The organism is Mesorhizobium sp. M1E.F.Ca.ET.045.02.1.1, from assembly GCF_003952485.1.
In the GTDB taxonomy this organism is placed as follows: domain Bacteria; phylum Pseudomonadota; class Alphaproteobacteria; order Rhizobiales; family Rhizobiaceae; genus Mesorhizobium.
Genome location: NZ_CP034447.1, coordinates 239,933 through 258,234, shown reverse-complemented (window position 1 = coordinate 258,234; position 18,302 = coordinate 239,933). Strand labels below are relative to the sequence as shown.

Sequence of the window (18,302 nt, the reverse complement as noted above, 5' to 3'; positions counted from 1 at the left end):
TGGTGATCAATGCGATCGATCCGGCAAAGGATGTCGATGGGTTTCACGTCACGAATGTCGGGCTTCTGGGCACGGGACAAAACGCGATGGTCCCGTGTACCCCGTTGGGATGTCTGATGATGCTGCGCGGCCATCTAGGCGATCTGTCCGGGCTCGAAGCGGTGGTCGTGGGGCGCTCGAACATCGTCGGAAAACCGATGGCGCAACTTCTGCTCGGCGACAACTGCACTGTAACCATCGCTCATTCGCGTACACGCGATCTGGCCTCAATCTGCCGCCGCGCCGACATCCTTGTCGCTGCCGTCGGCCGCCCCGAGATGATCCCCGGCGACTGGGTCAGGCGCGACGGTAATCGATGTGGGCATCAATCGGATCGCACAGGACGGCAAGCAACACTTGGTAGGCGACGTGGATTTCAGCAGCGCGGCCGAGATTGCGGGCACCATAACGCCAGTGCCGGGAGGTGTCGGTCCCATGACCATCGCCAGTCTGCTCGCTAACACGGTCACTGCCTGCTGCCGTGCCCACGGGCTACAAGCGCCCGAGGGGCTGGCCGTATGAGCCTTGTTCATGTCCGGCAGCCTACCTGAAACGCCGAACGAATCTGTTCTGCACACCCCGAGAAAATCGATATGGAAAAATACTGCCTGACCGTCACCTGCAAGTCGAAACGCGGGATCGTGGCCGCCATCGCAGGTTACCTCGCCGAGAACGGCTGCAACATCACCGACAGTTCGCAATTCGACGATGCGCAGACCGGCAATTTCTTCATGCGCGTGAGCTTCGTCTCGGAAGATGGCGTTGGCCTTGATGCGCTGCGCAGCGGTTTTGCCGACACCGCCCAAGCGTTCGGAATGGATTTTGCCTTCCACGACGAGAGCCACAGGATGAAGGTGATCATCATGGTTTCGCGCTTCGGCCATTGTCTCAACGACATCCTATATCGCTGGCGCATCGGGGCGCTACCCTTCGACATCGTTGCGGTGATCTCGAACCATCTGGACTGTCAGAAGCTCGTCGTGAACCACGACATCCCGTTCCACTACGTCAAAGTGACGAAGGAGAACAGGCGCGAAGCCGAAGCGCAGCAGATGCGAATTGTCGAGGAGACCGGCGCGGAGCTGATCGCGCTTGCCCGCTACATGCAGGTGCTCTCGGATGAGATGTGCGAAAAGATGTCCGGCCGCATCATCAACATCCACCACTCTTTCCTGCCCTCCTTCAAGGGGGCGAACCCCTATAAGCAGGCTTTCGAGCGCGGCGTGAAACTCATCGGCGCGACCTCGCACTATGTCACCGCCGATCTCGACGAGGGGCCGATCATTGAGCAGGACATCGTGCGCGTCACGCACGCCCAGAGCCCGTCAGACTACGTCTCGCTCGGGCGCGACGTCGAAAGCCAGGTCCTCGCACGCGCCATCCACGCCCATATCCACCGGCGTGTCTTCCTCAATGGAAACAAGACGGTGGTCTTCCCCGCTTCGCCAGGCTCGCTCGCTTCGGAACGGATGGGTTGATGAGCCATGTGCACCTCAGTCCCGAACACAGCTTTGAGCTTTCTCCAAAACGTCGATCTCAACTTCAGACACGCTATGTCGTTTCTCGATCTACCCGAGGGATTGGCCGAGCGGATCATCCAGTGCAATTAGACATATACGGTGCGCTTTGGGGTAAGGCTGCGAGGACGCATGTATAGCTTCGCCGGCTAGCGATCGGTGCACAGCGAGCATTGCGAGCCGGTAAAAGGCGGCATCCGCTTTGCACCTGACGCTGCTGCCGAAGAGGTGGAGGCGCTGGCGGCACTGATGACGCTTAAATGCGCGCTGGTCGATGTCCCCTTTGGAGGTTCGAAAGGCGCGCTCAGGATCGACCCGCGTGAATGGACACCGCAGGAGCTCGAGCGCATTACCCGGCGCTTCCCCAGGAACTCACCAAGCGCGGCCTGATCGGCCCCAGGGCTAAACGTGCCGGCTCCGGACGTGGGCACGAGTGAGCGGGAGATGGCCTGGATGGTAGATGAGTTCCGTCGTGCCAATCCTACCGATGTGATCAACGCACGCGCGTGCGTGACGGGAAAGCCGCTCTCAAAAGGCGGCATCGCAGGACGAACGGAGGCGACAGGCCGAGGCGTGCAGTTCGCCATCCAGAGCTATCTGCGTGATCCCCGCACGCCGGGAATTGCGGGACGGCGCGACCTCAAGGGAACGTCTGTGATCGCGCAGGGGTTCGGCAATGTGGGTTACCACGCCGCAAAGTTTCTCTCCCAGGAGGATGGCGCGCGGATCCGGTCGTTACCGAACGCGACGGATATGTCGCCAATCCCGAAGGCCTCGCGATAGAGGCGCTGAAGCAGCATCAGTTGCGTACCGGCAGCATTATCAGCTTTGCCGGGGCCAAGTCGTTCGCCGGCGACACGACAGGTCCGGAACAGCCTTGCGACATTCTGATCCCGGCGGCGATGGAAAACTCGATCCACATCGACAATGCCGAGCGCATCAAAGCCTATCTCCTTGTAGAGGCCGCCAATGGCCCGGTCACCTTCGAGGCCGACCAGATGCTGCGCTCCCGAGGTGTGACGATCCTCCCGGACCTCTATGTCAACGCAGGAGGCGTAGTGGTCAGCCATTTCGAATGGGTGAAGAACCTGACCCACATCCCGTTCGGCTTGATGGAAAGACGGCGGCGGGAGCGGCGCAACCAGACAATCGCCAGGGCGCTCGAGCGGATGACGGGCAAGCCGTTCCCCGACGACATGCGCGATGAATTTCTTGAAGGGGGAGCCGAGATTGATCTGGTTCGCTCCGGCCTCGAGGATGTGATGCGCAGCACTTGGACACGTATCGCCAGCCTCCTGGAGGAACATCCGGAACTGTGTGACTACAGGACGGCGGCATATGTCGCATCCATCCGGAAGGTTGCTGACGCATATGAGGCCATTGGCATTTGAGTTCCCAGTTTGAGAACAGCAGGAAGGCGTAGGGAGCGATGACGGAAGTTGGCCATCCATTGAGAAGCATTTACTCAGTTCCAACAGGCGACCGCCTATGCTTTCCGTATCGGCTGGCGCAGCCCGAAGCGTCCGCGGCGGCGGCAACCGGCTATCGGCGTCTACTCTGTAACACCCGGCTGGCCCCCCTATTGGGCGCGAGTTGCCGAAATCGGCCCTGCCGAAGCGATAGACTGCCGCCGCTGTCCCGTCGTCACGAGACCGAGACCTGTGCGCGGCTCGCCCTGCCGGTGTCCTCCCTACCGGGCAGGGCGCCATTTCCAAGCGCTGGATGGGGGCATTTGCAGCGGGTTGGGGATTGAGGGGTTTGACTTTGGGTGAATCGCGTCGTCGGCGCCGTGATCAACGGCTTCCGGTCGGTTCCCTTTATTATCCTGCTCGTCGCACTCATCCCGGTGACGCGCCTGGTTGTTGGCACTTCGATTGGCACCTGGGCGGCGATCGTCCCACTATCGATCGCGGCGACCCCCTACTACGCGCGCATCGCGGAGGTCTCACTGCGCGAAGTGGATCGCGGGCTGATCGAGGCGGCCCGCGCCATGGGCGGCAACCGATGGACGATCGTGCGCGAGGTGTTGGTGCCTGAAGCGCTACCTGGCATCTTGGCGGGCTTCACCGTGACGCTGGTGACGCTTGTGGGGCTTCGGCCATGGCGGGCGCGATCGGCGCCGGCGGGCTGGGCGATCTCGCCATCCGCTACGGGTACCAGCGCTTCGAGACCGCCGTTATGGTCGCGGTGGTGATCGTGCTGATCATCCTCGTCTGCGGCATCCAGTGGATAGGCGACAGGCTCGTCGCTCGGCTCGACCACCGGGTATGATCCAGCTGAGATCGCGCCTCGGGCTGACGGCTGGCCCGGCGCCCCGCTGCCGCTCACTCGAGCCGCACGATGAGTTTGCCGAAATTTGCGTCCTTCCAGGAGGCCCATGAACGCCTTCGGCGCATTCTCGAGCCCCACGATGATATCCTCGCGGTAGCGGACCTCGCCGGTGGCTATCAATTCCGCCATCTCGTGATAGTAGGTCGACCGCTGATCGGCAAACTCACGCTGGATGAAGCCGCGGCTGGTGAGGCTGCGCGACAGGACGGCCCGCATGATCACCGGAAGCTGGTTGGGACCAGGATGCTCCACGGCGTTGTATTGCGAGATCAGGCCGCACACGGGAACGCGCGCGAACTCGTTCAGCAGCGGAAAGACCGCATCCCAAACGTGCCCACCGACATTCTCGAAATAAACGTCGATCCCGTCTGGGCACGCGTTCCGCCAGCTGCTGCGCGAAACCCGTTGCGTGATGGTCGATAGCGACGTCGAAGCCGAGATCCTCGCGCACGAAGGCGCATTTTGCAGGCCCGCCGGCGATGCCGACCGCACGCGCCCCTTTATCCTGGCTATCTGGCCGACGGCTGAGCTACCGGGCCTGAAGCGGCCGCCACGACGACGGTTTCGCCCGCCCTCGGCTTGCCAATAGTGAGCAGCCCCGCATAGGCGGTGAAACCCGGCATGCCGAGCACGCCAAGCTGTTGTGAGGGGCGCGGCGCCGGGGTTGAGCTTGCGAAGACCTGCGCATCCGAAAGCGCATGGCTCTGCCAGCCCCAATGTGACAGCACTAGACTAGGAAGCCAATACGTCGGCCAAGGGCCAAATTGCCGCTCATACAAAGAAAAAGCAGCGCGGGAGGAGGTGCACCGCCATTCAGCGCCGGCATCCAATCTGGGAGGAGTAGATGGCCGACAAGAGGATTGTCGCTTGGCAGTTAATGGTGAGAATGCGGTCGTTTCGGTTGGGTTTGGCAGTTAATTGCGAGAATGGGGTAGCTCGGTTCTTAATTTAACTGCAATCGCATCAGCGTGAAGGTCATGAATTCTTTGAATTTTATATACCGTCTTCGGGAAATTCGATCCCGTTGCGTTGCCGACGCTGCTTCTCACATTAAATGCCAATGGCCGGGTATGATTATCAAATTAGGTGCACGTTCTCAAATTAAGTGCACAGCTAAACAACTGAAATCATTGACAAGCGATTCTCATAATTAACTGCAAAGCGACACTTCCATCTCCACTCACGCAACATTGAGCATCGAGTGCTCGACGGGGTGGTTCCGATCTAATCGCGAGCGGGAACTACAGCCTCGGAGCTGATTATGGGGGTCACGGATGGAGCGAGCGTCGTTGCCGTCGCCGACCTGCTCGATCAGCTATACGCGGCTGGGGTTATCGAAGAGGACCTCGACGACATTTCGCTTGGCAGAACGGGATGACGGGCGCGGCCGCGGGCTTTTTTGTCCGCAACGCCACTGCCCTGCGTCCCACTCGGGTGAAGCGGGCTATCGCGGCCTTCCTCGACGAAATCGAGGTGCTCGCCGAGGCTTCGCCGCTGACAATGGCGCCAAGCTTACCGGACCCTCTATGCCGACGGTTGGCATTGAAGTCATTGGCCAGCCAGGCCGGCGTGGTGTTCCCCTCACGGATCATCTTGTCCCACCTCCAGGTCATCGAACGCGTTGTTGCCCGCTCGGCTCGCGGATGAAGGCGTGAAGCGGCTGATGACATTCCCGGCGGGGCGGCGAAGCCCCTGAGCCACGCGACCGAAAGCGGCGCAACAGGGCAGCTGGTCTGCGAAGAGTTCGCGGTCGAGCCGTCGGCGGCAGGCGGTGTAATAGATCCTTCAAAGAAATTCATAGACTCTTAGCAACTCCAAACCGGTGCCAATGCTAACAACATAGACTCATTAAACGCCGTCTCGTTGGCCTTCTTTGTTGCAGGAGCTGACTTGGGAAGCATCCCGATCCGTGTTGATGGTATAGCCATCCATATGAAGCGCGCCGTCCACCCCCACCACGCAATCACAACGATCGGGCAAGCCGCCATGACAAAGGCTTAGTTAATCCATTGAGCATCTCACGCTTCCTCAAATTATAAGAGCCGACGCCAACAACGGAATTGCGGCTTCATAGCGCCTCGCCATCTCCACAAAGTCAAGGAATTCGGACATGCAGCGCATTTCAAGACTAGGCCACAACCGGGGAGAGGTCGTTGGACCGAGATCTCGCGACGAGTTTCAACGGTCGCTAAAGATCACGCCAGGCGGAAGCATGCGTGCTGCGCCTTTCTTCGCTCCACACCCGCCCTATGCTGTGTCAGTGCGGGTTGCTGGATCACCGACGCGGACGGCAGGAAGGTCTTCGACTGCGAAAACAATTTCTTCTCGCTCGTTCACGGCCATGCCATTCCGCCGGTGATCGAGGCGCTGCACAAGGTCCTGGACGACGGCACCGCATTCGGGCTTCTGACCACCAGCGAGACCAGGCTTGCGGAAGCAATCACGACGCATTCGCCGAAGCTTCAGCAAGTCCGCTTTACGAGCTCCGGCACCGAGGCTGTTATGTTCGCTGTCAAGGCCGCTCGCGCTATTGCAGGGCGCCCGATGAATGCCAAGTTCGAGGGCGCATATCACGGCGCCTATGATTATGTGGAAGTGAGCCTTGATTCTGCACCAAATAACTGGGGCGATTCGTCGCCTAGCAGTGTGCTCTATGCCAGTGGAACTTCCGCCTCCACCGCCGCGGATGTCCTTGTCCTTCCTTACAACGAGCCCAAGTCGTGCAGAGAGCTCATCCGTAAACACCATGAGCGTCTCGCCGCGATTCTTCTCGATCCAGTTGCTTCCCGCGTGGGCATGGTTCCGATAGAGGTGGATTTGCGGGATGTGATCCAGGATTGCTGTAACCGCTACGGTATCCTGCTTGTGGTTGACGAGGTCGTTTCATACCGCGTCGGTTTCCGCGGAGCCCATGACGTCTTCGGCTTTGAGCCTGATCTGGTCGCTTTGGGCAAGATCATCGGCGGAGGTTTGCCCGTTGCGGCCGTAGCGGGGCCTGCGTCGCACATGGCGGTCTTCGATCACACCAAGGGTAAACCAGCCGTCTCCCACGGCGGCACGTTCAGCGCCAACCCGCTCAGCATGACAGCTGGGCTGGCGGCACTGCAATCATACACGAAGGATGCCGTGGCCCGCCTTAACCAGATGGGCGACACGCTTCGCAGTGAAGACACCGAGCAACTCAGAAGGCGCGAACTCCCCGCGCAAGTTACCGGCATGAGCTCCCTCTTTCGGCTCCACCTGAAGGCTGAAGTTGTCCGAAACTACCGGACCTCGTTCCCAAGCGTCTTGCAGAAGGCTGCGCTGGCAAAGGTGCACCGTGCAATGCTGGAACGGGGTTTTCTGATGACGCCGAATTGCTCTGGCGCGCTGTCGACCCCGATGAGCGAGACCGATATCCAAGATTTAGCCGCAGCGCTCGTGGATGCCGTCCATGAAGTTTGGAAGCAATCTCCGTGGGACTAATGGAACAAGCGGTGGAAAACGCAGTCGCCGCAGCGCTCGCTCGGCATCCTCGCCGACATGGGACGAGGTCCGAGGGGAAATGAATGAACACCCAAGCAAATAGCCGGCGATGTCGTTGGTCCCGAAGCAACTTCGCGGACCATCTGCTTTACGCTCGCCGGTTCGAGGAAAAGACACGACACCGGTCCGGCAGTTGACTTCGGAGACCTCTACGAACATAAAATTCGACAACTTTTTCAGCTTGCCGCGTCTACGAGCCGGCGTCCCTCGCCATCTAGGCCCGCGAGCCTTCGCCCGACTCATCAACTTGGAAGGCCCCGATCTCCCTCCGAGGAACCCGAACGATATTGCGATCATAGCCCACCCCAGAGGAGCCATGGGCAACCTCTGGGGGTACCTGCCGCATCGACCATCGGTTGGAATAAAAGAACTGCTCGGTTCCAAGAAACAGTGGCGACATAGATATCCATGGAACCGTGATCAGTCCCTCCGCCAATAATTTTGAGAGCACGGCACCGCTACCATACGCGCCGATTACGAAAGTGCCGTTGATCTCCTGTTTAATCGCGTGGAAGTAGGCGAGGATGGGGCCGTCGATCTGCGTAGCCGGATAGTCCAAATCGACGGCGAAAAAAATCGTACTGCCTCTATCTTTCGGCTGGCCGACGCGCTTTGCGAACCCCATAGCACTCTTTGCATTTGCAGTACCGATCGAGCTCGAGAAATTGGAAATATGGCGGCTGCTGTCCTGGAAAATCGGTAGAATTCCGAAACCGTGCCCAAATAGTAGTTTGGCCTCCACTGGTGTGATGGTTTTTGGCCTCGCGGAACTCGCGTAATACCTAATGACCGTGGTCACCCCCGATCTTCGCAAGAAAGTGAGAAATTTCCGGGCTGCCGCATTGTTGAGACGGACGCTGACATCCGCTGCGGACCATCCGTCCGCCTTCGCGAAGTCTTCATGATAGGGCATGGGCTTTCCCGCTACAAAGCGCACCACCGACTTCGCTCCACAATGTGCGGTATTCACATACTCAACGAGCGTGCTGCTCCTTCTGGCTGAACGTAAAGTCAGGCATACGGATCAGGGCAAGACGCGCAGGTAATAAGGTGAGTCGCTCGGCGGGCCGAAGCGGCCGAAAACCTGCGCGATAGTGGACTGCGTATCCTTGCTTGACAGATTCAGGCTCGCTTTCAGCAATGTTGAGGTGACGGCGAAAATGCCAGGGCTCCCGCCATCGAAAACGGCAAGGCAGGTTAAAGACAAATAGATTTTCGCGGAGTCGGATTGATCCAGGATGAAGCAATTGAATGCAGTCGGTTCGCCGTATCTGCTCAGATAGACACTGATGGGCTTCGCCAGATCGACGCCTGCTTTGTCGCCGTCGGCAGCATCGGCGCAAATTGACGCAAGGGTACTTGGCAAATCCGCAACGGCCATCGTGCGGTTCAGGGTCTTCGAAGCCGTGGCGGCGTCCACCTGGTTCGGCACCATTTGCATGGCATTCTGCCACATACTAGGATCCAAGTTCAGAATTGAGCCTTCGGACAGTTTCTGGATCAAGCCTGAGCAAATCCTCTCCGCTTCGAGGGGGCCGCTGCTCTGGGCGCCGATTACCAGGAAGAGGCCCGCAGTTGTTTCTGCGATGGGGTTCATAGTTGCTTTCTTATAGAAGCGGGGCCGGAGTTCGTCGGCACCGCTGTCAGCCGGACCTGATCTATGACGCTGGCGAGGTTTCTTCGAATTGACACCGTCGGTTGGTGCGCTGCTGCTTTCGAGACCAATCATTAGGATCAGACCTGGGGCGTGATGTCTTGTTGCGGGGTCGAGCCGCCGTTAAAGAAGTTCTTGGCATTCATAAACTGCTCGGTGGCGTTCTTATCCACGATCTCCTGGAAGTTTTTGTAATCGGGGCCGCCGCCTTTTCTGAGCGTTGCTGTAAAAGCCGCAAAGTGCCTGGAGTGCGTAAACGCTTGAGTATCAGGTGATCTTTGCGTGTCTTCACTGGCTGTATACCAGTTTCTTCCGATCCCCACCTTTGCGTCAGGCAGACCTTTCTCTGCGCGCCGCCATTTTGCGATAGCGCAGCGGCGAGAGCCCATGGATCGCCTTGAACGCCGTGGAGAAATTGTTGCTGTTTTCGTAGCCTAAGGATTCAGCGACCTCGGCCACGCTTTCATGCCCGCTTCGCAAGCGGGCGGCAGCCTCCATCATCCGGTAGTGCCGTAACCAGGTCATAGGCCCGCAGCCAAAGGCAGCCTCGAAGCGGTTGACGAGCGTTGTCTTGTTGGTCCCGGCTATGCGCGCCAGTTCGCTGAGGGCGATCTGCTGATCGACTCGCTGTGCCAGCAGATCGCACGCCTTCTGAACGAAGGGGTCGGCTGAGAAGAATAGCGGTGCAGAACGCCGCGCGATCTGAGCGACGCAGGCGGTTAGTCTGCTCACAACTTCCTGCTCGATCAGTGGCCACAACAGGTAATCGGAATACCCGTCGGAGAAAACCGCCTCTCGGTCCAGCCTGTCTTCGGAAACCAGGGCTAGTTGCACCAGTCCGGAAGAGAGCTTCGCATGACCGTACCCATGTTGCTCCCATTCGCGGGAATGGATGATGACGATTTGCGCGCAGCGCCCCGGCCGCAACAAACGGTGCTCAAGGATATCGATCTGCCGCACTTCGTTGGGCAGATTGCCGAAGATCCGAGAACTCGCAATTTGTGCCAAACACTTACCTGCCAAAGGGTCCGGGCCAAGATACGCGGCCAGAATCGATGCATGCACCTCGGTAACACCCTGAGAACATGGCCTGCGAAAGCCTTGACGCGGCCGAACGGCGGTCGAAGAAGGTGGGTCTTGGTTTGTGTAGTTGGCTGTAAGTGTGAATGCCTTCTTCACAGCAGATGCTCGCTCGAAGTCAGCGCGCGTCGGTTTCACTGAGTTGGGACAGCGGAACCAGCATCGCGTCCCGATGGACTAGGGGGTAATGAACTGGCTCGGTCCTGAAGATAGTGCCAGACTTCGATCGCATCACGCTTCTTCCCTTGGCGAAGCATCAGCCGTTTGCCCTCTCATTTTCGATGGATGCGCCAGCTCTGTTCCCGCCGCCGCTGCGGCGGCAATCTTGTGGCGCAGCCAGTGATGCTCTGGGTCGCGATGGCAACGCTCGTGCCAAATCAGCCCAACCTCGTAAGGCGACAGTTCCACCGGCGGATCGACAATCGCTAGGGGGAGCAGGGCGGCGATCCGTGTCGCCACGCGGTGTGGTACAATCAGCACCAGATCGGTCGCCGCGATGGCTACAGCGGCCGTCAGGAGGTTGGAAACCAGCACCGGATCGCGATCTTGGAGGTGTAAATTTGCCAGATCGTCATGCACCCGTCCGAAGCCGCCCTTAGAATCCGAGCCAATGGCAGCGTGGCGCAGGGCAGCGAAGGCCTCGATCGTCCATTCCTGCGCCAGGGCTGGGTGGTCGCAACGTAGCAGGCAGGCGAAGCGGTCAGTATAGAGCCTGCGCCGAAAGAAGCCCGGTGGAGTGCCACCGGTCTGCCCAACGGCCAGATCGATCTCGCCTTGCTCAAGCCGCCGGAGCGCGCCGGTTAGAAACGAGCCGGTGACGATGTCGAGATTGGGCGCGTGCTCGCGCAGCAGGGGTAGGAGAGGCGGCAGCAAGATCAGGGCTTGATGGTCGGGTATCGCCATTATCGTCTTTGATCGCCATTCCCCCTGGCGGTTCACCATCCCGCAGAGCGCATCCAATACCGGCGGCAGCATTCGGGCCAACCGTTCGGCCTGCGGCGTCGGGACCAAGCCGCTCGAGCCGCAAACCAAAAGATCGTCATTGAAAATGCCACGCAGCCTTGTCAACGCTCGGCTCATCGACGGTTGGCTCAAGCGCACGTGCCGAGCCGCATGCGTGACGTTGCGGTGCTCCAGCAGCGCCTCAAGAGACAACAGTAAATTCAGGTCAATGGATGCCAGCATTTGCTGTTGCCGTGGGGCGCGAGCGCCCTCGACAATCAGTCGTGGCCGCTCACGCGTGTTTGAAGAAATCTGCCGACTGCAAGAGAGCTCACCCATGTCTTTTTCCTCTTGTTTTAATATGGAATGTGCTCAAGCTAACGTCTTGAGATCTGGCGTGCGGTGTAGGTCGATGCTGCTTAGCACATCAGCAATGTCGCCAACCGGGTTGGTCGACATATTCAATACACGGGGTCTCGATCAGCGAAGCGATGACAGTCGAATGCTCGACACCGACGGATCCGGCGACGAGAGCCCTTATTGCGGATCGGCTCAACTAGTTTGATGAGTGGCCGCAGCAGCGAGTTCTTCGCTCCCATGCCAGCACAATCGGCTACAACCCAACTGGGTAGTTGGCCTGCGGTCATCGCCATCGGGGTTACCACAGCACATTAACCACGCCTCGGCGAGGCCGGAATGCTGCCCTGATTCACTTGGTCGCGATCAGCCTCATACTGGCAAGTCCGCCGCCTCGAGCTTGGCGAGAAAGCCGTGGCACCATCGATAGACATCGTGGCCGTTGAGACTGTTCTTCATTGCGCTCCAACGGTCTTTCCGTTCCTCTGGCGACATGCGAAATGCCTTTTCCGTGGAGGCCGCCACAGCCTCTGGGTCATAGGGATTGACAAGCACCGCTCCCTCCAACTTGCCAGCGGTGCCGGCAAATTGCGAGAGCACGAGGACGCCCGGATTGCTTGGGTCTTGCGCAGCCACGTATTCCTTCGCCACCAGATTCATGCCGTCGCGGAGCGGCGTCACTAGACCAACGCGTGCCAGTCGGTAGAGGCCGGCCAATTGCAGCGGGCCATGGGAACGATTGGTGTAGTGTACTGGTACCCAATCGATGGTTCCGAGTTCCCCATTTACACTTCCCACCAGTTCGGCAATGTGCTTTTGCAGCGCCAGATAGGCCGGTATTTCCCCGCGGGATTTCGGGGTAATCTGCAGCAGTAGCGTCTTGCGGACGCGATGGCTGTTACGATCAAGGAAATGCCGAAACGCCACGATGCGCTGATCGATGCCCTTGGAATAATCCAATCGGTCGACACCAATGGCGACGTCACAGCCAGCAGTCCTCTTGTAAACTTCCTGCAGATCCCCGTCGCGCGTCGCTAGATCTGCGAGGCTCTCGAACTTGGCCGTGTCGATACCGATTGGAAAAACCCCGCAGCGAAACTCCCGCCCTTTGACTAGGCAGCTACGGTCTTTCATAAGACGCCCTAAGTTTCGGCGGCGTAGACATTCGGCGAAGTTGTCAAGATCGTCGTCGGTTTGAAAGCCGACAAGGTCATAGAACGAAAGCGCTTCCAGTAATTGTTCGCAGAGCGGCACGGTGGCGAGGATGTCCGCCGGCGGCCAGGGTATGTGCAGGAAAAAGCCGATCCGGTTGCGGCAGCCGCGCTCGCGTAGTTCTTTCCCTAGAGGGATCAGGTGATAATCCTGCACCCATATGACGTCGTCCTCGCGGTGGAGCGGCATCAAAGACTCTGCGAAGAGTCGGTTGACGCGGTAGTATCCTGACTTTCTCGCGTCGTTGTATTCGGCGAGGTCGACACGGCAGTGGAAGACCGGCCAAAGAACCCTATTGGCGAAGCCGTAGTAATATTCGTCCAGATCCTTCTGCGAGAGATCGGCAAGGGCATAGGTGATGCCGTTGGCCTCCTGCATCGTCGGTGACACCTGGTTCTTCTCGGTTTTCACCTTCCCCGACCAGCCCATCCAAAGGCCGCCCCGTTGCTGGAGCGCTGCGTTCAGCGCAATGGCCATTCCGCCCGGGGGCAGTGACCCGTGCTCGTCGGGCAGCGCAACCCTGTTTGACACGATGACCAGTCTACCATCGCCACCGTCCCCACCGACACTCATAATGTTCTTCATGGTCACTCCCGTTGCCTGCTAGCTTTTGGCTTGGATCACAGCCAAGTTAGGGACGGTCATCAGGAGGGACAATCTCATTAGGCGTATGGCAGAATAGCGCACACAAATAGGCACTAAGCGGGGCAGGAACTGAGCTCCCGAAGCTTCGGTTTTTGGATCATGTTTCTCCTGATTTAACTGAGAGCGTGGGCCGGTTCCCTACGACCAATAGTCTGGCAGACCGGCGCCTCCGGGTTCGCGATGAGCGCATCATCCTCCCAACTGTCCCAGAGCTTTGTCACCACGTCTACGAATTCGCCCGAGCTCTTGTAAACGGTCGGCGTGGGTTGGATATCGGTCAAAGCCGAAATTCAACGCCGCGACCCCGACCATTGGCCAGACACGCTTTCATTGGCTGCGATCGGCGCCGGATGCGCCTGGTACGTCAAACCTGGTCGGGCTGACCGAACGGATTGCCTTCCTGCGCAAGCTGGAAATCGACCTTCATCTGGGCGGCATCGATCAACACCGGTGCGGTTGTGCCCTCGACGACCGTGGAGAAGCTCTCGGCATCACCGAAGGAAAGCCAACTGGCCAAAGCTCTTCGGGAACTCGGCCGCATCGAGCGGTCGCTCTCCATGATCGAATGGTATTCGAGTCCGGCATTGCGCCGGCGATGTCAGGCCCGGTCGTCCCTGATGGCGCTGAGAGCAACGATTATGTGAAACGCGGTCGCAAACACGGCAGGCCGCCTGGTTCCACCCGGCTTGAGCAAGCGCCCACTGAGGCGCCCGGACCGGAGGTCGGGCGGGCATTCGTCGAGGTCGATCTGCGGCTGACGGAGAGTGACAAGAATCGTAGCGCTGATGTCGTCACGATGCTGAGCGAGTATCGTGATCCCGCTGCGGCCGACGCCGGCCAACGATCTAGTTCTGAGCGGCGGCTCTCTAGTCTAAGCCGAGGGATGCCTGACTGAACGGCACCCGATCGGGCTGGCAATCCCGACCAGCTGACGCCCGATCGGGCGCTCTCGTTGTAGCCGTCCCCACCGCTATGCGACATTTCTTTGCTGGCGCCCCGACATTAGGACATCGGCCGGCGCTAGCCGCCCTGCGTCGAACTGCGCCTGGTCAAGACCAGCGCGGCCTCGCGCGGAAGCGGGTCACAGGGTCGGGCACCTCGCGATGCGTTCGCAGATAGTGCAGTGTTCTGCAAGTCAACAGCTCCTATATCGAGATGGCAGCGCCTCACGGTAGCGCGGGTTCTGCCGGCCGCATCGACCGCCGCCTCCGCCAGATCGAGCGGCGTAGAGCCTCCAACATCGGATTCGCGGTGCCGCTGTCCTAGCCAGCGAAGGTCGTGTTCGTCATCCCCGCGGTTCGCGTGCATCCGCCGCTGACCCATCTGATGCGCGCTTCGCCCTGCGGACAGCAGACAGCGAAGCCGCCATGGCCGCGAAAATCTCGCAATGTCGGCTCGATTCCAGGTCCCGCCCGCCACTTTTGCGAGGTGATCCGTGCAGGTGCCGGTGGATCATGCAATCCATCCCGTGACCGCATCATTGCCATCGTCCTCCTTCAGGCGGCCGAGCCTTCCGACGCCGAATCGATTATGACGATACTCTCTTGAAGAACAGTCTCTTTTAGAGAGCGTGACGGTCTGCGCCGTCTTACCGAGGTTCAGCCTTTGCCATCGCCTCCTGCCCTCCCTGCCGCGCGTCACTCTACCCTGCTCGCATCGCCTCACCTCACGCGGGAAAGAGTGTCGTTAAAGTCATCCTGTGCGGCAAATGTCACAGCGATAAGACAGAACGCAGAAACGCCATAATGGCGTCCTGCCAAGCAATGGGCATCGAGGATGCCGAGGCCTCAGTCATCCATGAGTTCGATTCCTGCAAGCGGGCCGGCTCTTTAACCGGCCTTCCCTGGCGCTTAGCGCGCAGGCACTTCGCCACGGTTACCTCCGATTGTGGAGAAGCTGTCATGTCGCAATCCGCTGTCGGTCAGGGACTGGCACACGGCCAACAAGGCGCGTTCGGGGCCGACACCGTCAAGCTCGGAGGGCATTCCTAGTCAAGTCGTTGCAGCTCCCGTCGCCTTTATGAAGTCGGCGACCGGCTTAAGAAGGTTCCTGATCGCCGTACTGGGACATTATTCCTGACCCGCTCAATGGATCAGGCTACCCTAACGACACAAAAAGACTCGGCACAATCTGGGTGCCGGGTCTTAAGGTCACATGTGATTGGGCAGGTGCTGTGATGCTTTTCTTGGCTACGCCCCGCATGATTAACGAGCCGTTAACTGCGGGGATATTCCTCAGCTTCTATTCGGCGACAAGAGCCGGCGTTTTGGTTTTTCCCGGATCATCCGCGATTTAAATCAAATCCGCCTGTGAATATTGACGATTGCGCGACCCTCACCTCGTAGACGGCTAATGCGGGCGGTAACTAAGAGGGTCATATGACTAGCGATTTTTCCGCCGCGCGAGTGCATTTAGATCGAGCGTATCATTACCTGCGAGGCGATGACCCGATGAGCCGGAGGGGGCGCGAAGCCTTGGATTTGCTGATCGAGGCGGTTGCCGTCGAGGAGTTCAAGCAGCCGCGCCAAAACGCGGAGGTGCTAGCATTTCCGATTAAGCGCCGCTTCTGAGGCGATCTCCATAGTGGCAACCATGAACACGGTGTGCAAACACCCTCAGAATACTGCCCGTCCAGGCATGAGCCGGGTCGGGCAATCGAATGGGGTCCGAAGCGCGTCGCTCACAACCATTCGAATTGAGCTGCCTTGGCTGAAGGCTATTCCGGAATGGCCACCGCCTGGAGTTGCTCCGCGCCCGACGCAGGGCTGCGGCGAACCGTTTAGCCAGCCATTCGCCTGCTTTCCTGTCCCAGGACGGCGTCGATCCGGCCGAGATCGCGAAACGGTCGCGTGAGCGGCTTTCGCGCTACGAGAAGCTCACCTGGTACGACGGAACGGCCGAACGGGTGAGGGGTGCCGCGACGCTTTCGGCGTCCTACTCGTCAAGGGGCGCTTGGCGGTGGGCCATCGAGTCTTTTTCGCTACCGGCGTTTCAGATACGCTGCCGAGGGCTAATGGGCTGGCGGAGATATGGGGCAAGAGACCGCTGACCCTACTGCTATGAACTCGATCGGGGACGGCTCGGCGTGATTGGTGCCGATCCTGCTCGGTCCACAAGGCACTTCGTCTGCCCGAATGAGGAGGCCCTGCTGCTTTGCCCTGCGGGACGAATGCCCATTTTTCCATAATCATTGCGTATATTCAGTGCTAGGAAGGTCCGATTCGAAAACGAAAACAATCGGGCGAGGCTTATGATGTTGAGCGCTAGCCGAGGCAAATCGCCGGCACAGCTTTTCCGCTATCTATCGGCCAAGTGGCCTGCGGCGTTCAATCCAAAAGCGCCCAGGCCGCTCAAGATCGGCATCCATCATGACATTCGGGTGCTTGACGGCGAACTGTCTGATGATGAATTGAGGAGAGCCCTGCTGGCCTATACCAGGATGGCCAAATACTTGGCGAGACTGGATGCCGCCGCCGCACGGGTCGATCTCGATGGCAAGCCGGCCGGCGTGGTCTCGGATGCGGACGCGGCGACCGCCAGGGCTTTGCTTTGCACCCGCAAGGACAAGCAAGAGACCAAGCAAACGCCGGAGCCAAGGGCAGAGCCTCAAGCGCCACCCAAACCAAAACCGAAGCGAACCGCCGTGTACAAGGCGAAGAATACCGCCGACAGCCGGACCGGAATAGTCATTGAGACGAAACGTCGCCGGTCCTTCCGAAAGCCGATGGCATCGTCGCAACAACCAAAATAGAGGCGCTTAGACCCATCACTGCAATTGCTCCGAGAGAGGCGGTGATCCTTGCCGCCGGGTTTGGCTCGCGCCTGCGTCCACTCACGGATGTGCGGCCGAAGCCGCTGGTCGAAGTCAACGGCACGCCGATCCTTCACAACGCCTTGCAGAACCTCGAGGATCCAATATTCCTGCGGCCGACGCTTCGGTGATCTCGGCATCGACTATGTCGATTCCGACGTCTTCGACCGGACGGGTAGCGCATAATCGCTGTGGCTAGCGCGCGACGCGCTTTTGACCGGGGACATCTATCTGCTCGAAGGCGACGTGTTTTTCGAGCCGGATGCGCTTCGCTGCCTGACGCTGGGCGACGCGGACAATGTCGCGGCCGTCGCGCCGTTCAGCCCGGCGATGGAAGGTTCCGCCGTCGTCCTGACGAACAACGGCTACATCGCCGATGTAAGGATGAAGCAGACGGCAGCGAACCTCAATGATGGTTCGCCGCCTCTCTTCAAAACGATGAACCTGATCCGCTTTTCCGGAGGTCTGCGCCGGACGATCGTTCCGCATCTCAATGACACCATCAACGCCGGGGCCGTCAAATCCTCCCCGAAGAGCTTCTGTCGAACCTCGTACGGCAGAAAGGGCTGCAGATCGCCGCCGCCCGGTGCGACGGGCTCAAAGGGTACGAGATTGACAACGAGGCGGACCTTCGTTTCGCCGAGGCAATGTTCATGACGGCACGGGAAATCGCATGCTGACGACCAAGCTTGGGAGAGTGAAAGAATGCTTCGCTACCTCGTTGATCCCGCCAATGCCATCACCACGGTCGGGCTATTGTGCTCCTCGATTGCTCCCTATTTTGCGTTGGCGGGGCAGATCGAGCTGGCGGTCGGCGCTGCTTTGTGGGCCGTCCTCGCGGATCACCTGGACGGGGTAGTCGCTAGGAGAACCCGAAACCGCTCGCCGGACATGGCGAAAATGGGCAAGAGCCTCGACGGGTTCGGCTACACCATCTACGGAGCCATCCTTTCCGCGATCATCCTCGTGCAGCTGAATAGCGCATCTCTCGTGCGTGCCGCTGTCCTACGACATTCCATTGATGGCCGCCCTGGTTCTCGTCCAGCCCCTTATGTCCGCGTCGTCTTGAGCATAAGCACCAACCTTGGCGGGCATATACCCCGGCTTGCGAGTCACTGACAACTGGCGGAATGGGCACGAAGAAGGGGCGGCATTGCTTGCCGCCCTTTCCAAATTGTCGAAATGCGCG

Annotated in this window: 13 protein-coding genes and 7 pseudogenes; 12 read left to right on the top strand and 8 right to left on the bottom strand. The window is 59.4% G+C overall.

Annotation, left to right across the window (positions count from 1 at the left end):
- Positions 1-86: 86 nt before the first annotated feature.
- The 5 genes and pseudogenes from EJ070_RS37565 to EJ070_RS01220 form a co-directional block, all read left to right on the top strand.
- A pseudogene (locus EJ070_RS37565) lies at positions 87-287 on the top strand (bifunctional methylenetetrahydrofolate dehydrogenase/methenyltetrahydrofolate cyclohydrolase); the annotation flags it as partial.
- Between the two features lie 70 nt (positions 288-357).
- Positions 358-561 carry a hypothetical protein gene (locus EJ070_RS37560; protein WP_348632936.1) on the top strand — a complete coding sequence of 68 codons (204 nt, stop codon included), beginning with the start codon at positions 358-360 and terminating at the stop codon, positions 559-561.
- A 71-nt stretch (positions 562-632) separates the two neighbouring features.
- Entirely contained in the window at positions 633-1,517 is an 885-nt protein-coding gene (gene purU / locus EJ070_RS01230) for a formyltetrahydrofolate deformylase (RefSeq protein ID WP_126038403.1), read from the top strand.
- 75 nt (positions 1,518-1,592) lie between these two features.
- Positions 1,593-2,947 (top strand): annotated as a pseudogene (locus tag EJ070_RS01225) (Glu/Leu/Phe/Val dehydrogenase).
- 371 nt (positions 2,948-3,318) lie between these two features.
- Positions 3,319-3,827, top strand: a pseudogene (locus tag EJ070_RS01220) (methionine ABC transporter permease); the annotation flags it as partial.
- A gap of 53 nt (positions 3,828-3,880) precedes the next feature.
- Here EJ070_RS01220 and EJ070_RS36625 read toward each other — a convergent pair.
- Positions 3,881-4,618 (bottom strand): annotated as a pseudogene (locus tag EJ070_RS36625) (zinc-binding dehydrogenase); the annotation flags it as partial.
- 643 nt (positions 4,619-5,261) lie between these two features.
- Here EJ070_RS36625 and EJ070_RS36060 point away from each other — a divergent pair.
- Entirely contained in the window at positions 5,262-5,534 is a 273-nt protein-coding gene (locus EJ070_RS36060; RefSeq protein ID WP_189350299.1) for a hypothetical protein, read from the top strand.
- A 423-nt stretch (positions 5,535-5,957) separates the two neighbouring features.
- On the top strand, positions 5,958-7,352 hold the full coding sequence (locus tag EJ070_RS01200) for an aminotransferase class III-fold pyridoxal phosphate-dependent enzyme (protein ID WP_126038409.1): 1,395 nt from the start codon (positions 5,958-5,960) through the stop codon (positions 7,350-7,352).
- A 274-nt stretch (positions 7,353-7,626) separates the two neighbouring features.
- Here the strand turns inward: EJ070_RS01200 and EJ070_RS01195 are convergent, their stop codons facing one another.
- The 7 genes and pseudogenes from EJ070_RS01195 to EJ070_RS37555 all read right to left on the bottom strand — a co-directional run.
- Positions 7,627-8,325, bottom strand: a complete 699-nt coding sequence (locus EJ070_RS01195) for a glycoside hydrolase domain-containing protein (protein WP_126038412.1) — start codon at positions 8,323-8,325, stop codon at positions 7,627-7,629.
- 111 nt (positions 8,326-8,436) lie between these two features.
- On the bottom strand, positions 8,437-9,009 hold the full coding sequence (locus EJ070_RS01190; protein WP_126038415.1) for a glutamate acetyltransferase: 573 nt from the start codon (positions 9,007-9,009) through the stop codon (positions 8,437-8,439).
- Positions 9,010-9,146: 137 nt separating this feature from the next.
- Complete coding sequence (locus EJ070_RS01185) at positions 9,147-9,389, bottom strand: hypothetical protein (protein WP_126038418.1); 243 nt, start codon at positions 9,387-9,389, stop codon at positions 9,147-9,149.
- A gap of 7 nt (positions 9,390-9,396) precedes the next feature.
- Positions 9,397-10,131, bottom strand: coding sequence for an AraC family transcriptional regulator (locus tag EJ070_RS01180; RefSeq protein WP_126038421.1), 735 nt, complete (start codon positions 10,129-10,131; stop codon positions 9,397-9,399).
- 246 nt (positions 10,132-10,377) lie between these two features.
- The gene (locus EJ070_RS01175; protein ID WP_245455203.1) at positions 10,378-11,331 is read right to left on the bottom strand and encodes a LysR family transcriptional regulator; all 954 of its coding nucleotides are present in this window, start codon (positions 11,329-11,331) and stop codon (positions 10,378-10,380) included.
- A 486-nt stretch (positions 11,332-11,817) separates the two neighbouring features.
- Entirely contained in the window at positions 11,818-13,242 is a 1,425-nt protein-coding gene (locus tag EJ070_RS01170) for a trehalose-6-phosphate synthase (RefSeq protein WP_245455141.1), read from the bottom strand.
- Between the two features lie 224 nt (positions 13,243-13,466).
- A pseudogene (locus tag EJ070_RS37555) lies at positions 13,467-13,602 on the bottom strand (LLM class flavin-dependent oxidoreductase); the annotation flags it as partial.
- Between the two features lie 134 nt (positions 13,603-13,736).
- Between EJ070_RS37555 and EJ070_RS01165 the strand changes: the two are divergent.
- From EJ070_RS01165 to EJ070_RS01145, 5 genes and pseudogenes are all read left to right on the top strand, one after another.
- Positions 13,737-13,907, top strand: a pseudogene (locus EJ070_RS01165) (Tn3 family transposase); the annotation flags it as partial.
- Positions 13,908-15,680: 1,773 nt separating this feature from the next.
- Positions 15,681-15,872 (top strand): hypothetical protein, encoded by a 192-nt coding sequence (locus EJ070_RS01160; protein ID WP_126038427.1) that lies wholly within the window; start codon positions 15,681-15,683, stop codon positions 15,870-15,872.
- Positions 15,873-16,552: 680 nt separating this feature from the next.
- Positions 16,553-17,053, top strand: a complete 501-nt coding sequence (locus EJ070_RS01155; protein WP_245464783.1) for a ProQ/FinO family protein — start codon at positions 16,553-16,555, stop codon at positions 17,051-17,053.
- 14 nt (positions 17,054-17,067) lie between these two features.
- Positions 17,068-17,793, top strand: a pseudogene (locus EJ070_RS37380) (phosphocholine cytidylyltransferase family protein).
- 25 nt (positions 17,794-17,818) lie between these two features.
- Positions 17,819-18,232: a CDP-alcohol phosphatidyltransferase family protein gene (locus EJ070_RS01145; RefSeq protein ID WP_126038430.1), complete on the top strand. Its 414-nt coding sequence runs from the start codon at positions 17,819-17,821 to the stop codon at positions 18,230-18,232.
- Positions 18,233-18,302 lie beyond the last annotated feature (70 nt).

Bases quoted from the DNA above. Each gene is read 5' to 3' on its own strand.
- EJ070_RS01195 (WP_126038412.1), bottom strand. From the start codon at position 8,325: ATGCCCTATCATGAAGACTTCGCGAAGGCGGACGGATGGTCCGCAGCG.
- EJ070_RS01160 (WP_126038427.1), top strand. From the start codon at position 15,681: ATGACTAGCGATTTTTCCGCCGCGCGAGTGCATTTAGATCGAGCGTAT.
- EJ070_RS01175 (WP_245455203.1), bottom strand. From the start codon at position 11,331: ATGCTGGCATCCATTGACCTGAATTTACTGTTGTCTCTTGAGGCGCTG.
- EJ070_RS01155 (WP_245464783.1), top strand. From the start codon at position 16,553: ATGATGTTGAGCGCTAGCCGAGGCAAATCGCCGGCACAGCTTTTCCGC.
- EJ070_RS01190 (WP_126038415.1), bottom strand. From the start codon at position 9,009: ATGAACCCCATCGCAGAAACAACTGCGGGCCTCTTCCTGGTAATCGGC.
- EJ070_RS01145 (WP_126038430.1), top strand. From the start codon at position 17,819: ATGCTTCGCTACCTCGTTGATCCCGCCAATGCCATCACCACGGTCGGG.
- purU (WP_126038403.1), top strand. From the start codon at position 633: ATGGAAAAATACTGCCTGACCGTCACCTGCAAGTCGAAACGCGGGATC.
- EJ070_RS01170 (WP_245455141.1), bottom strand. From the start codon at position 13,242: ATGAAGAACATTATGAGTGTCGGTGGGGACGGTGGCGATGGTAGACTG.
- EJ070_RS36060 (WP_189350299.1), top strand. From the start codon at position 5,262: ATGACGGGCGCGGCCGCGGGCTTTTTTGTCCGCAACGCCACTGCCCTG.